Origin of the sequence: Pseudomonas sp. D3-27, from assembly GCF_051132165.1 — a bacterium.
Lineage (GTDB): Bacteria > Pseudomonadota > Gammaproteobacteria > Pseudomonadales > Pseudomonadaceae > Aquipseudomonas.
The window spans coordinates 5,187,029-5,200,869 of sequence record NZ_CP071667.1 but is presented as its reverse complement, the minus strand read 5'-3'; the positions used below and the strand labels follow the sequence as shown (position 1 = coordinate 5,200,869).

Annotated in this window: 11 protein-coding genes; 10 read left to right on the top strand and 1 reads right to left on the bottom strand. The window is 62.2% G+C overall.

Annotated features, from left to right (window positions below; translation table 11 throughout):
- The first annotated feature begins 37 nt into the window (after positions 1 to 37).
- Both J3P92_RS23290 and J3P92_RS23285 read left to right on the top strand, forming a co-directional pair.
- The gene (locus tag J3P92_RS23290; RefSeq protein WP_434649208.1) at positions 38 to 820 is read left to right on the top strand and encodes a thermonuclease family protein; all 783 of its coding nucleotides are present in this window, start codon (positions 38 to 40) and stop codon (positions 818 to 820) included.
- Positions 821 to 1,005: 185 nt separating this feature from the next.
- Complete coding sequence (locus tag J3P92_RS23285; protein WP_420767038.1) at positions 1,006 to 2,274, top strand: malic enzyme-like NAD(P)-binding protein; 1,269 nt, start codon at positions 1,006 to 1,008, stop codon at positions 2,272 to 2,274.
- A gap of 662 nt (positions 2,275 to 2,936) precedes the next feature.
- Here J3P92_RS23285 and J3P92_RS23280 read toward each other — a convergent pair.
- Positions 2,937 to 5,381 carry a penicillin-binding protein 1A gene (locus J3P92_RS23280; protein ID WP_434564161.1) on the bottom strand — a complete coding sequence of 815 codons (2,445 nt, stop codon included), beginning with the start codon at positions 5,379 to 5,381 and terminating at the stop codon, positions 2,937 to 2,939.
- A gap of 207 nt (positions 5,382 to 5,588) precedes the next feature.
- Here J3P92_RS23280 and J3P92_RS23275 point away from each other — a divergent pair, with 207 nt between their 5' ends.
- The 8 genes from J3P92_RS23275 to J3P92_RS23240 all read left to right on the top strand — a co-directional run bounded on the left by J3P92_RS23275 (position 5,589) and on the right by J3P92_RS23240 (position 13,814).
- Entirely contained in the window at positions 5,589 to 6,653 is a 1,065-nt protein-coding gene (locus J3P92_RS23275; RefSeq protein ID WP_420767039.1) for a pilus assembly protein PilM, read from the top strand.
- Entirely contained in the window at positions 6,653 to 7,219 is a 567-nt protein-coding gene (locus J3P92_RS23270) for a PilN domain-containing protein (RefSeq protein WP_434608203.1), read from the top strand. Before J3P92_RS23275 ends, J3P92_RS23270 begins: the two co-directional genes overlap by 1 nt.
- A complete protein-coding gene (pilO, locus tag J3P92_RS23265; RefSeq protein ID WP_434608201.1) occupies positions 7,216 to 7,839 on the top strand; it encodes a type 4a pilus biogenesis protein PilO in 624 nt (207 codons plus the stop codon). The genes J3P92_RS23270 and pilO overlap by 4 nt, the downstream gene beginning before the upstream one ends.
- On the top strand, positions 7,836 to 8,363 hold the full coding sequence (locus J3P92_RS23260; protein ID WP_434561072.1) for a pilus assembly protein PilP: 528 nt from the start codon (positions 7,836 to 7,838) through the stop codon (positions 8,361 to 8,363). Before pilO ends, J3P92_RS23260 begins: the two co-directional genes overlap by 4 nt.
- A gap of 13 nt (positions 8,364 to 8,376) precedes the next feature.
- A complete protein-coding gene (gene pilQ / locus J3P92_RS23255) occupies positions 8,377 to 10,449 on the top strand; it encodes a type IV pilus secretin PilQ (protein ID WP_420767042.1) in 2,073 nt (690 codons plus the stop codon).
- Between the two features lie 4 nt (positions 10,450 to 10,453).
- Positions 10,454 to 10,972 carry a shikimate kinase AroK gene (gene aroK, locus J3P92_RS23250; RefSeq protein ID WP_420767043.1) on the top strand — a complete coding sequence of 173 codons (519 nt, stop codon included), beginning with the start codon at positions 10,454 to 10,456 and terminating at the stop codon, positions 10,970 to 10,972.
- 147 nt (positions 10,973 to 11,119) lie between these two features.
- Entirely contained in the window at positions 11,120 to 12,220 is a 1,101-nt protein-coding gene (aroB, locus tag J3P92_RS23245) for a 3-dehydroquinate synthase (protein ID WP_420767044.1), read from the top strand.
- 10 nt (positions 12,221 to 12,230) lie between these two features.
- Entirely contained in the window at positions 12,231 to 13,814 is a 1,584-nt protein-coding gene (locus J3P92_RS23240; RefSeq protein ID WP_420767045.1) for an AAA family ATPase, read from the top strand.
- The last annotated feature ends 27 nt before the right edge of the window (positions 13,815 to 13,841 follow it).

Sequence of the window (13,841 nt, the reverse complement as noted above, 5' to 3'; positions counted from 1 at the left end):
AATCATTTTGGAAAGTCTTTCGGGCTATTCCAGACTGATGAAAAAGGCGTCCCTTGCGGGCGCCTTTTTTGTGTCCGCGATTTGGCTTTGTGGTGCTCAGGCGTCCTGCCCTTCGCCGGGTGAGCTGCCCGAAGTGGCCGTTCAGCGGGTCGTGGACGGCGACACCGTGTACCTCGAGGACGGTCGTCGCATCCGCATGATCGGCCTCAACAGCCCGGAGCTGGGCAAGCGCGGGCGTGCTGATGAACCGTTCGCCGTGGCGGCGCACCAGCGACTCGAGGCCTTGGTGGCCGCCAGCGCCGGCCGGGTCAAGGTATTGCCGGGTCGGGACGACCGCGATGATTACGGGCGCACGCTTGCTCATGTCTACGACCGCCAGGGCCGGAACCTGGAAGAACAGTTGATTGCCGAGGGGCTGGGTTTCCTGGTGGCGGTCGCGCCGAACGTTGAGTTGGTGGAGTGTCAGCAGGCGGCGGAACGCCAGGCGCGGCAAGCAAGGCTCGGGATCTGGAAGAAATCCCCTGTCACGCGAGCCGAGCAAATCAAGGCGCCCGGCTTTGCGTTGGTCAGCGGCCGTGTAGACAGCGTGCAACGCAATCGCGGCGGTATCTGGGTCGAACTGCAAGGCGCGGTTGTCCTGCACATCGCTCCCAACCTGCAGCGCAATTTCGATGCGTCGATGTTGAAACGCCTGCAAGGCCGTACAGTCGAGGCGCGCGGTTGGGTCATCGATCGCTCTCGACGTGGAGCTACCAAGCAGGGGCAGGCGCGATGGATGTTGCCGCTGACCGATCCGGCAATGTTGCAGCCGGTGCTCTGAGAAAATAATTGTAGACATTTCTTTGCTCGATTGTATGCATCAAGCCCTTGTGTTTCGCTGCTCTTGGCCCAAAGTCGTAGGGCAGGGCGCTTGACAGGAGTGACTGGTCAGTCTTGTAGGGACTTTGCGAGGCGCGTATCCTCGGCGGTCCGTCTGTCCAACACAGTAAAAAGCGGAATGCCCACATGTCTGATCTGAAAACTGCCGCTCTCGAATATCACGCTAATCCTCGTCCAGGAAAGCTGAGTGTCGAGCTCACCAAGGCCACCGCTACTGCCCGCGACTTGTCGCTGGCCTACAGCCCCGGCGTAGCCGAACCAGTGCGTGAAATCGCTCGCGACCCTGAGCTGGCCTACAAATACACCGGCAAGGGCAACCTGGTTGCAGTCATTTCCGATGGCACCGCGATTCTCGGCCTGGGTGACCTCGGCCCGCTGGCTTCCAAGCCAGTCATGGAAGGCAAGGGAGTCCTGTTCAAGCGTTTCGCCGGCATCGATGTGTTCGACATCGAAGTCGATTCCGAAAGCCCGCAAGCCTTCATCGACACCGTCAAGCGCATCTCCATCACCTTCGGCGGCATCAACCTGGAAGACATCAAGGCACCTGAGTGCTTCGAGATCGAGCGCGCCCTGATCGAACAGTGCGACATCCCGGTTTTCCATGATGACCAGCACGGTACTGCGATCGTGACCGCAGCCGGCATGATCAACGCCCTGGAAATCGCTGGCAAAACCCTGCCGGAAGCCAAGATCGTCTGCCTGGGCGCGGGCGCTGCGGCCATCTCCTGCATGAAATTGCTGGTGAGCATGGGCGCCAAGATCGAAAACATCTTCATGATCGACCGTACCGGCGTGATCCACTCCGGCCGTGACGACCTGAACCAATACAAGGCCGTGTTCGCCCACGCGACCGACAAGCGCTCCCTGGCGGACGCGCTGGACGGTGCGGACGTGTTCGTCGGCCTGTCGGGCCCGAACCTGCTGACCCCGGAAAACCTGCTGCGCATGGCGCCGAACCCAATCGTGTTTGCCTGCTCGAACCCGGACCCGGAGATCTCCCCAGAGCTGGCTCACGCGACTCGCAGCGACGTGATCATGGCCACTGGCCGTTCGGACTACCCGAACCAGGTCAACAACGTGCTGGGCTTCCCGTTCATCTTCCGTGGTGCCCTGGACGTTCGCGCCAAGCGCATCAACGAAGAAATGAAAGTCGCGGCCGCCAACGCCCTGCGCGAACTGGCCAAGCTGCCGGTGCCTCAGGAAGTGTGCGACGCCTACGGCGGCATCAAGCTGGAATTCGGTCGTGAGTACATCATCCCGAAACCCATGGACGCCCGCCTGATCACCCTGATCTCCGACGCCGTGGCCAAGGCCGCCATCGAGACGGGCGTGGCCACCCTGCCGTACCCGAAGAACTACCCGCTCAAGAGCGTGGATGACGTGTTCAACGGCTAAGTCGTTGTAGTGCTTCAACAAAAAGCCCAGGCTCTATGATGAGTCGGGGCTTTTTTGTGCGTGCCGGTTTTGTATGGCCACCAAAAATCCCTCTGTGGGAGCGAGCTTGCTCGCGATGACGATTTTCAATTAAACCGAGGTCTCCCAAGCCCAGCGCTTGAACCCCAATCCAACCCCTGTGGCGAGGGAGCTTGCTCCCGCTCGGCTGCGCAGCAGTCGCAAGCCGGGCAATGCGGTCGGTCTATAAACATGCAGGGCCTGCTGCGCAGGCCAGCGGGAGCAAGCTCCCTCACCACGGGTTTTGGGTGGCCTGGGCTGCCGCCATCGCGAGCAAGCTCGCTCCCACATTGGTTCGGTGTTGGACATTGATTGTGCGACCGCTACAAATCCCCCTGTGGGAGCGAGCTTGCTCGCGATGACGATCTTCAATTCACCCCAGGCCTCTCAGCCCAACGCTCAAGTCTCAATCCAACCCTGTGGCGAGGGAGCTTGCTCCCGCTCGGCTGCGCAGCCGTCGCAAACCGGGCAATGCGGTCGGTCTATAGGCATGCAGGGGCCTGCTGCGCAGGCCAGCGGGAGCAAGCTCCCTCGCCACGGGTTTTGGGTTGCCTGGGCCGCCGCCATCGCGAGCAAGCTCGGCTCCCACAGGGAGGTGGGGTCGGTCAGAACAAATCGATCGGCGCCGCCTCGTCTGCCGGCAACGGGCTGCCCGGCGCTACGCCGTTGCCCAGCTCGTTGACCGACGGCGGGGTGTCTTCGCTCTTGAACAGTTCGAAGTACGCACCCGGCGTACCTGGCGTGGCCGCGCGGCCGCTGACCGGGTCGACTCGCAGGCTGAGGATGCCTTCCGGTTCAGGCTGGGTGTGGGGCGGCTTGTCCTTGAGGGCGGCGCCCATGTAGCTCATCCAGATCGGCAGCGCCACGGTGCCACCGAACTCTCGCCGACCCAGGCTTTCGGGCTGGTCGAAACCGGTCCAGACGGTGGTCACGTAATCGGCGTTATAGCCGGAGAACCAGGCGTCCTTGGATTCGTTGGTGGTACCGGTCTTGCCCGCCAGGTCGGTGCGGCCCAAGGCGAGGGCTCGACGGCCGGTGCCGAGCTTGATCACGTCCTGCAGCATGCTGTTGAGAATGTAGGTGGTGCGTCCGTCAACGATGCGTTCGGCGATTGCCGGCGCTTGTGGTACGGCAGGGGCGGTGGTGGCTTCGCCGCCTGTTGCGTTCACCGTGAAGGTCTCAGTGGCAGGCGCGGCGACGCCGTTGCTGGCCTCCTCGCCCGTGGGGACCCGTGGCGGGTTGGCAAGGAACAGCGTTTCGCCGTTGCGGCTTTCTATCTTATCGATGATATACGGAGTGATCTTGTACCCGCCGTTGGCAAATGTGCTCCAGCCCGTGGCGATCTCCATCGGCGTCAGCGTCGCGGTGCCCAGGGCCAGGGAAAGGTTGCGCGGCAAGTCCTGCTTGTTGAAGCCGAACTTGCTGATGTAGTCGATGGTGCGGTCTACGCCCAGGGCCTGCAGCAGGCGAATCGATACAAGGTTGCGGGACTTGTACAAGGCTTCGCGCAGGCGAATCGGGCCAAGGAAGGTATTGGTGTCGTTCTTGGGGCGCCAGACCTTGTCCAGGTATTCGTCGACAAAGACGATCGGCGCATCGTTCACCAGGCTGGCGGCGGTGTAGCCGTTATCCAGCGCGGCGCTATAGACGAATGGCTTGAAGCTCGAACCCGGCTGGCGCTTGGCCTGCAAGGCACGGTTGTAGTTGCTCTGCTCGAATGCGAAGCCACCCACCAGCGAACGGATCGCGCCGTTTTGCGGGTCCAGGGAAACCAGCGCGCCCTGGGCGGCCGGGATCTGGCTGAACTTGAGGGAATTGTCCGGCTGGCGCTGCACCCGGACGAGGTCGCCGACCTGCGCCACGTCCGATGGCTGGCGAGGATTGGCCCCCATGCTGTTGGTATTGAGGAACGGACGGGCCCATTTCATGGTGTCCCAGGCCACGTGCTCTTCCGAATCGCCATTGCGTGTCAGGACCTTGATGCCGTCCTTGTCCACCTGGGTGACGATCGCCGGTTCCAGGCTGCTGATGGTGCGTTGCTTGGTCAGTTCCTGGGCCCAGGCTTCCTTGGTCTTGCCTGGCAGGCGCGATTCAGGGCCCCGGTAGCCATGGCGCTGGTCATAGGTCATCAAGCCTTCGTGCAGCGCGGTATTGGCCATTTCCTGCAGATCGCTCGGCACCGTGGTGGTGACGCGGAAACCTTCGGTGTAGGCGTCGCTGCCATAGCGACCGACCATCTCGGCACGGGCCATCTCGGCGATGTACGGGGCGTTCACTTCTGGAGTCGGGACGTGATAGCTGGCGTTCAGCGGCTCATTGACCGCGGCGGTGTAGTCCGCTTCGCTGATCTTGCCGAGCTTGTACATGCGCCCCAGGATCCAGTCGCGACGTTCCTTGCTGCGCGCCGGATTGGCCAGCGGATTGAAGCGCGACGGCGCCTTGGGCAGGCCGGCGATCATCGCCATCTGCGCCAGGCTCACATCGCGGATCGACTTGCCGTAATACACCTGGGCTGCCGCCTCGATGCCGTAGGCGCGGTTGCCCAGGTAAATCTTGTTTACGTACAGCTCGAGGATCTCGTCCTTGGTCAGCTGCCGCTCGATTTGCAGGGCGAGGAGGATCTCGGTGGTCTTGCGCGAGAAGCTGCGCTCGCTGGTCAGGAAGAAATTCTTCGCCACCTGCATGGTGATGGTGCTGCCACCGGACTGGATGTGGCCGCTCTTGATCAGCTGGCTGGCGGCGCGCATCAGGCTGCCGGGATCGACGCCGTAGTGGTTGGCGAAATTGTCGTCTTCAGCACTTAGTAACGCATTGATGAAATTGGGCGGAATGTCGGCGAAACGGATCGGCGTACGGCGCATTTCGCCAAATTCGGCGATCAACTTGTTGTCGCTGCTGTACACCCGCAGGGGAATCTGCAACTGAATACTTCTCAGCGCCTCCACGGACGGCAATCCCGGACTAAGGTAAAGAAACGCACCGCTCAGGCCCAAGAGCAGTCCGCAGAAAACGGCGACGATGGACCATCCGAAAAATTTCAGCAGACGAATCAAGGCTTTTGGATATCCAGGCAAAGAATGAAAAGGCGCCAGGTGCAGGGAAGAACCCGTGCTTGCAACAAAGCGAAAAAAAACGCTGGGCATTATAAGCATTTTTTTTCGTCGGGAACGCCATCCGGACGTTCGTCGGACCGGGGGGATTGAACGCAACGCTTATTAGAGAGTCCGTAACTCACGGATAGTCATAGGGAATTGGTAGTGCTACGACTCTTCAATAAAAAAGCCCATGCGCTTCTGGGAATCGACATCAGCTCGACGTCGGTGAAGCTGCTCGAATTGAGTCGCCAGGGTGATCGTTATCGCGTCGAGTCGTATGCGGTCGAGCCTCTGCCGGCCAATGCCGTGATCGAAAAGAACATTGCCGAGCTCGAAGGCGTGGGGCAGGCGCTGTCGCGGGTGCTCGCCAAGGCCAGGACGCCCTTGCGCAACGTGGCGGTGGCCGTCGCGGGTTCGGCGGTCATCACCAAGACCATCGAGATGGATGCCGGGCTGTCCGATGACGAAATGGAAAACCAGCTCAAGATCGAAGCCGACCAGTACATTCCTTACCCCCTGGATGAGGTAGCGATCGATTTCGAAGTTATTGGCGTTTCGCCCCGCAGCACCGAGCGGGTCGAGGTGCTGCTGGCCGCGTGTCGCAAGGAAAATGTCGAGGTCCGCGAGGCCGCGCTGGCTCTCGCTGGGTTGACGGCCCGCGTGGTCGACGTGGAGGCCTACGCGCTGGAGCGTGCCTTTGGTCTGCTCGCGACCCAGTTGGCGGCGACTCAGGAGCGGTTGACGGTGGCGGTCGTCGACATCGGTGCCACGATGACCACCCTCAGCGTGTTGCACAACGGGCGCATCATCTATACCCGCGAGCAGTTGTTCGGTGGCCGCCAACTGACCGAGGAAATCCAGCGCCGCTACGGCCTGACGCCGGAGCAGGCCGGCCTGGCAAAAAAGCAGGGAGGGTTGCCGGACGACTATCTCAGCGAGGTGCTGCAGCCGTTTCGCGAAGCATTGGTCCAGCAGGTATCGCGCTCGCTGCAATTTTTCTTTGCCTCCGGCCAGTACAGCGCGGTCGATCACATCCTGTTGGCCGGCGGCACGGCTTCGGTGGCGGGGCTGGATCGGCTGATCGAGCAGCGCCTGGGCACACCCACCCAGGTGGCCAATCCGTTCGCCAACATGGCCCTGAGCAGCAAGGTCAACGCGGGCGCCCTGGCCAGTGACGCGCCCGCGCTGATGATCGCCTGCGGGTTGGCCCTCAGGAGTTTCGACTGATGGCGCGGATCAACCTTCTACCCTGGCGCGAAGAGCTGCGCGAAGAGCGCCGCAAACGCTTTCTGCTGGCATTGGTCGGCGCGCTGGTCGGTGCGGTGGGCCTGACCTTGATCGCGGTGCAATATCTGAACAGTGCCATCGACTATCAAACAGCGCGCAACAGCCACCTGCGCGAGCAGATTGCCGTCCTGGACGAGCGCATCGAGCAGATCAGCGAGTTGAAGGCACGGCGGCAACAATTGCTGGAGCGCATGCGCATCATCCAGGACCTGCAGGGCAATCGGCCGGTCAGCGCGCGGATTTTCGATCAGTTGGCGCGGACCCTGCCCGACGGTGTGTATTTCACTGACGTCAAGATGGAAGAGGGCACCTTGTCAATAACAGGGGCCGCGGAGTCGAACAACCGGGTCTCTGACCTGATGCGCAACCTGGACTCATCGGACTTGTTCGACGCTCCGAGCCTGACGGAAGTGAAGGCCACCACGGCGGGCCAGCTCGACCAGGCGAACATCTTTCAGCTGACGGTTCGCCAGACCCGCCCGGCCGATGCGGAGGACGCCCAATGAAGCCCGGAGAATGGCTGGACGCACTGCGCAAGATCGACCTCAGCGACTTGGACACCAACAATATTGGTTCGTGGCCGGCACCGATCAAATGGCTGGCTGGCATTGTGCTGGTGATACTGGTTCTGGGGCTGGGCTATAACTTCGCCTTGAGTGACCTGCAGACTCAGTTGCAGCAAGTGCAGGAAGAGGAGAACACCCTCAAGGCGCAATTTGCGGGCAAGGCTCACATGGCGGCGAACCTGGAGCGCTACACCGAGCAGATGAAGCAGATGGAGACCTCGTTCGGCGTGTTGTTGCGGCAGTTGCCCAGCGACACCGAAGTGCCAGGCCTGTTGGAAGACATCACCCGCACCGGCCTGGGCAGTGGCCTGGAGTTCGAGGAAATCAAACTGCTGCCGGAAGTCACCCAGCCGTTCTACATCGAGCTGCCGATCCAGATCACCGTGACGGGCGGCTACCATGACCTGGCGACATTCGTCAGCGGCGTGGCCGGGTTGCCGCGAATCGTGACTCTGCACGACTTCGAGATCGCCCCGATGGAGCCCGAGGAGGGGACGAAGCTGCGCATGAGCATCCAGGCCAAGACCTACCGGTACAACGAGCAGGAGGCGCAGCCATGATGTCGGCCTGGCGTATGAGCCTGCTGGCCGGGTTGGTCGCGTTGGCCGGCTGTAACAGCGACGACGGCTTCAGTGACCTGGATGCCTACATGAACGAGGTGCGCCTGCGCCCACCTGGCAAGATCGAGCCAACGCCGACCTTCAAGCCCAACGAAACCTTCACCTACAGCGCCGCGAACCTGCGCAGCCCTTTCTCCAGGCAAGTGCGCATGGACCAGGCGGGTCGGCCGCAGGGCTCGCGCAACGTGCGGCCCGATCCCAACCGGGTCAAGCAGTACCTGGAAGGCTTTAATATCGAGCAGTTCGAGATGGTCGGGACGATCTCCAATGCCAGCGGTTCCTTTGCACTGGTACGAGGCGCGGGCGGCGTACATCGGCTGAAGGTGGGGGACTACCTGGGACGCAATGATGGGCGGGTCGTCGCGATCAGCGCCACGCAGGTCGATGTGGTCGAAATCGTTCCCGATGGCGAGGGCGCCTGGCTGGAGCGGCCGCGGACCATTCCTTTGAAAGAGCACTCATAGTGGAATTCGAACAATGAACAGGATTTTTCCAGCCCTCGGTATTTCGCTATGGATAGCGCTGTTGTCACCGATGGTACAGGGGGCCAGCCTGAAGACGCTCGATGTCGCGGCGTTGCCGGGGGACCGTGTCGAGCTGAAGCTCAGCTTCGATGGTCCGCCGCCCCCACCTCGGGGCTATACCACCGAACAACCGGCGCGAATCGCGCTGGACCTGCCCGGCGTGACCAATCGATTGGCCAGCAAAAGCCATGACCTGGGCGGCGGCAACGCACGCAGCGCCACCGTGGTCGAGGCGGGGGACCGCACGCGGCTGATCATCGGCCTTACCCAGCTGGCGCCCTATGACACGCGGATCGAGGGCAACAACCTCTTCGTAGTGGTTGGCAAGGGCGCGACCGCCAGGGCCGCGGCGCAGGCACCGCGCCCTGCCGGAGCCGTACCGTCCCTCACCAGGGCCAGCGCTCCGGCAGGCAAGGCCATCCGGGGCGTGGACTTCCAGCGTGGGACCCAAGGGGAAGGCAATGTGGTCATTGACCTGTCCGACCCTTCCATTGCGCCCGATATCCAGGAGCGCGAAGGCAGGATCATCCTCGACTTCCCCAGGACCCAGTTGCCCGAACCCCTGCGGGTGCGCCTGGACGTCAAGGATTTCGCCACCCCGGTGCAGTTCGTCAATGCCAGCGCGGGTTCCGACCGCGCCACCATCAGCATCGAACCCAGCGGCACCTTCGACTACTCGACCTACCAGACCGACAACAAGCTGACCGTGAGCGTCCGGCCAATGACGGTCGAAGACTTGCAGAAACGCAACAGCGACCGCGCCGCCTACAACGGGGAAAAGCTGTCACTCAACTTCCAGGACATTGAAGTGCGCTCGGTGCTGCAGTTGATCGCCGACTTCACCAACCTTAACCTGGTGGCCAGCGACACCGTGCAAGGCGGTATCACCCTGCGGTTGCAGAACGTGCCGTGGGACCAGGCGCTGGATCTGGTGCTCAAGACCAAGGGGCTCGACAAGCGCAAGGTCGGTAATGTCCTGTTGGTGGCGCCCGCCGACGAGATTGCGGCACGCGAGCGCCAGGAGCTTGAATCCCAGAAGCAGATTGCCGACCTGGCACCGCTGCGGCGTGAGCTGCTGCAGGTCAACTATGCCAAGGCCGCCGACATCGCCAAGTTGTTCCAGTCGGTCACCAGTGCCGAGGCGAAGGCCGACGAGCGGGGCACGATCACGGTCGATGAACGCACCAACAACATCATCGCCTACCAGACCCAGGACCGGCTCGACGAGCTGCGCCGGATCGTCGCGCAACTGGACATACCCGTGCGTCAAGTGATGATCGAGGCGCGAATCGTCGAGGCCAACGTCGATTACGACAAGAGCCTGGGCGTGCGCTGGGGGGGCTCGATACAGAACAAGGGCAACTGGAATTCTTCCGGCGTCACCACGGGAGACTCCACGACCATCGGCACGCCGGGCAGTACCGGCACCAACCAACCGTTCGTCGACCTCGGGGCTTCAGGCAACACCTCAGGGATTGGTATCGCGTTCATCACGGACAACGTGCTGCTGGACCTGGAACTGACCGCCATGGAAAAAACCGGCAACGGCGAAATCGTTTCCCAGCCCAAGGTGGTGACCTCCGACAAGGAGACCGCGAAAATCCTCAAGGGCACGGAAATTCCCTACCAGGAAGCCAGCTCCAGCGGCGCCACCTCGGTGTCGTTCAAGGAAGCATCGTTGTCGCTGGAGGTCACGCCGCAGATCACCCCGGACAACCGCATCATCATGGAAGTCAAGGTCACCAAGGATGAGCCGGATTATCTGAACAAAGTGCAGGATGTCCCGCCGATCAAGAAGAATGAGGTCAACGCCAAGGTGCTGGTCAATGACGGCGAGACCATTGTTATTGGTGGCGTTTTCTCAAATACTCAGAGCAAGGTTGTAGATAAGGTGCCATTTCTTGGCGATGTGCCGTATCTTGGCCGCCTTTTCCGGCGTGATGTGGTCTCGGAGAAAAAATCCGAGCTGCTGGTGTTTCTCACTCCGCGTATCATGAACAACCAGGCGATTGCTGTGAGTCGTTGATTCTGTGCGAAATTTGATTCTTGTTGGGCCGATGGGGGCTGGAAAAAGCACCATCGGTCGTTTGCTGGCCAAAGAGCTGCGCCTGCCGTTCAAAGATTCCGACAAGGAAATTGAATTGCGCACGGGTGCCAATATCCCATGGATCTTCGATAAGGAAGGCGAGCCGGGCTTTCGGGACCGCGAGCAGGCGATGATTGCCGAGCTGTGCGATTTTGAAGGCGTGGTGCTGGCCACCGGCGGCGGCGCGGTCATGCGCGAAGCCAATCGTCGGGCGCTGCATGCCGGAGGGCGAGTGGTCTATCTGCATGCTTCCGTCGAACAGCAGGTTGGCCGTACCGCCCGCGATCGCAACCGGCCGCTGCTGCGTACGGCCGACCCGGCCAAGACCTTACGGGACCTGCTGGAAGTGCGTGACCCTCTGTATCGGGAAATCGCCGACCTGGTCATCGAAACCGACGAGCGGCCGCCACGGATGGTGGTACTGGAAATCCTCGATCGCCTGCAACAATTGCCCCCCCGTTAATGCGCGGCGCGAAATGCGCTATCCTCGGCGTCCCGCCTTGGCCCGTCTGGGGCGTGGCGGATGGCCATTAACTGGCGCCACAGCGGGCACCGTGTAATTTCGTCAATGCAGGCAGGACGCCTGATTTCATCTTCACCGTGGGGACACATGCAGACACTTAAGGTCGACCTGGGCGAGCGCAGCTACCCGATTCATATTGGCGAAGGCTTGCTGGACCAGCCCGAATTGCTGGCGCCGCACATCGCCGGGCGGCAAGTCGCGATCATCTCCAACGAAACCGTCGGCCCTTTGTATCTGGAACGCCTGGCACGCAGCCTGTCTGCCTATTCGGTCATTTCCGTCGTGTTGCCCGACGGCGAGGCCTTCAAGAACTGGGAAACCCTGCAACTGATTTTCGACGGCCTGCTGACTGCCCGGCATGACCGCCGCACCACCGTGGTTGCCTTGGGTGGCGGTGTGATCGGCGACATGGCCGGTTTTGCGGCGGCTTGCTATCAGCGCGGTGTCGATTTCATCCAGATCCCCACTACGCTGCTTTCCCAGGTCGACTCGTCGGTAGGTGGCAAGACCGGCATCAATCATCCGCTGGGCAAGAACATGGTGGGCGCGTTCTACCAGCCCAACGTGGTGCTGATCGACACGGCAACGCTCAAGACCCTGCCGCCCCGTGAGTTGTCCGCGGGCTTGGCCGAGGTCATCAAGTACGGACTGATCTGCGACGAGCCTTTCCTCGGCTGGCTCGAAGACAACGTCGACCGCCTGCGCGCGCTGGATCAGGCGGCGCTGACTTACGCCATCGAGCGCTCCTGTGCCGCCAAAGCCGCGGTGGTCGGCGCCGATGAACGTGAATCGGGCGTGCGCGCCACGCTGAACCTGGGCCATACCTTCGGCCATGCCATTGAAACCCACATGGGCTATGGCGTCTGGCTGCATGGCGAGGCGGTTGCCGCAGGTACGGTCATGGCCCTGGAAATGTCCATGCGCCTGGGCTGGATCAGCGAGCAGGAGCGTGATCGTGGGATCCGTCTGTTCCAGCGTGCCGGGCTGCCGGTGGTGCCGCCCGAGGAAATGAGCGAGGCGGATTTCCTTGAACACATGGCAATCGACAAGAAAGTGATCGACGGTCGTCTGCGTCTGGTGCTGCTGCGCCGCATGGGCGAAGCGGTGGTGACCGACGATTATCCGAAAGAGGTTCTACAGGCCACGCTGGGAGCGGACTACCGCGCCCTGGCTCAGCTTAAAGGTTAAAAAGATTCCGATGACTAGTTTGCATGCCGACGAGGCTTTCCTCGGCCATTTCCAGTTGAGTCACGACCCTTTCGCCCCACGGGTCCCGGGTTTCAAATTCTTTCCCGCCCAGCGCAAGCCGGTGCTGGGCCAGTTGCATCACCTGGCGCGCTACAGCCAGTTGCTGTTGGTCGTCACCGGCCCCCAGGGCAGCGGCAAGACCTTGCTGCGCCAGGCCCTGGTGGCCAGCACCAACAAACAGTCGGTGCAAAGCGTCGTGATATCGGCCCGTGGCGCCGGCGACGCAGCTGGCGTGCTGCGTCAGGTCGCCCAGGCACTGAATGTCGAGCAGGCGGAAATCGGCGCGATTCTCGGCCAGATCGTGCAACTGGCGTTGACGGGGCAGGAAGTCTATCTGCTGGTGGACGATGCCGAGCAACTCGACGAATCCGCCCTGGAAGCCCTGTTGGCCCTGGCTGCCGGCGCGCCGGAGGGTCGTCCTCATGTGTTCCTGTTTGGCGAGTCGTCGTTGATCGCTGACCTCGAGCAACTGGACCTTGAGGAAGAGCGTTTCCACGTTATCGAGCTGGCGCCCTACACCGAGGAAGAAACCCGTGAATATCTGGCCCAGCGTCTCGAAGGCGCCGGCCGGGGTATCGAACTTTTCACCGCGGATCAGATCTCTGAGATTCACGAAAGCTCCGACGGCTGGCCAGGGAATATCAACCAGGTAGCCCGAGATGCTCTGATCGAAATCATGATCGCCAGCCGCTCAGCGGTGAAGCGTCCAAGTATGGGGTTCAACATGCCGAAGAAACACGTATTGGCGATTTCCGCCGTGGTCGTGGTCGCGGTGGCTGCCGCCTGGCTGATGCCGGGTCGCAGCAAAGCACCGACCACCGGCGCACCTGCCAACGAACAGGCACAGCTGCCTCTCGGTCAGGGCACGCCCCAACCCAACGGCGGTGCCCCGGCGGTGGAATTCGCCGGCAATACCCAGCCAATGCCACTGCCGCTGGTCGGCCAGTCGCAGCCGGTCATGCGCGGTCCGTTGGCTGAAGCCGCCGGTGGAATCACCGAGGGTGACGACGGAGCGCCGCCTCCGATCGAAGACACCAGCGACGTGCCACCTACTGTGACCACCACCGCGCCGCCTGCGGGCGTACCGGCCGGCCCTGCGCCGACGCCATCGCCGGCTCCGGCCGCCAAGCCGACCCCTGCGCCTACTCAGGTCGCCACCGCCAAGCCCGCTCCTGCACCTGCGCCAGCGGCCAAACCGGCGGCGCCAGCACCCGCGGCCAAGCCTGCTGCCCCGGCCAAGGCCGCGGGCGGTAGCTGGTACGCCGGTCAGGCTCCGGGCAACTATGTGGTGCAGATCCTCGGCACCAGCTCTGAAACCGCCGCGCAGAACTTCGTCAAGGAGCAAGGCGGCGAGTACCGTTATTTCAAGAAAGTACTCAACGGCAAGCCGCTGTATGTCATCACTTACGGCAGCTTTGCCAACCGTGACGCAGCCGTTTCCGCCATCAAGGCCTTGCCAGCGAAGGTTCAGGCTGGTAAACCTTGGCCTCGCACTGTCGCCAGCGTCCAACAGGAACTGGCAGCAACTCGCTGATGATTCGGCGGCCTTACCCAGGCCGCC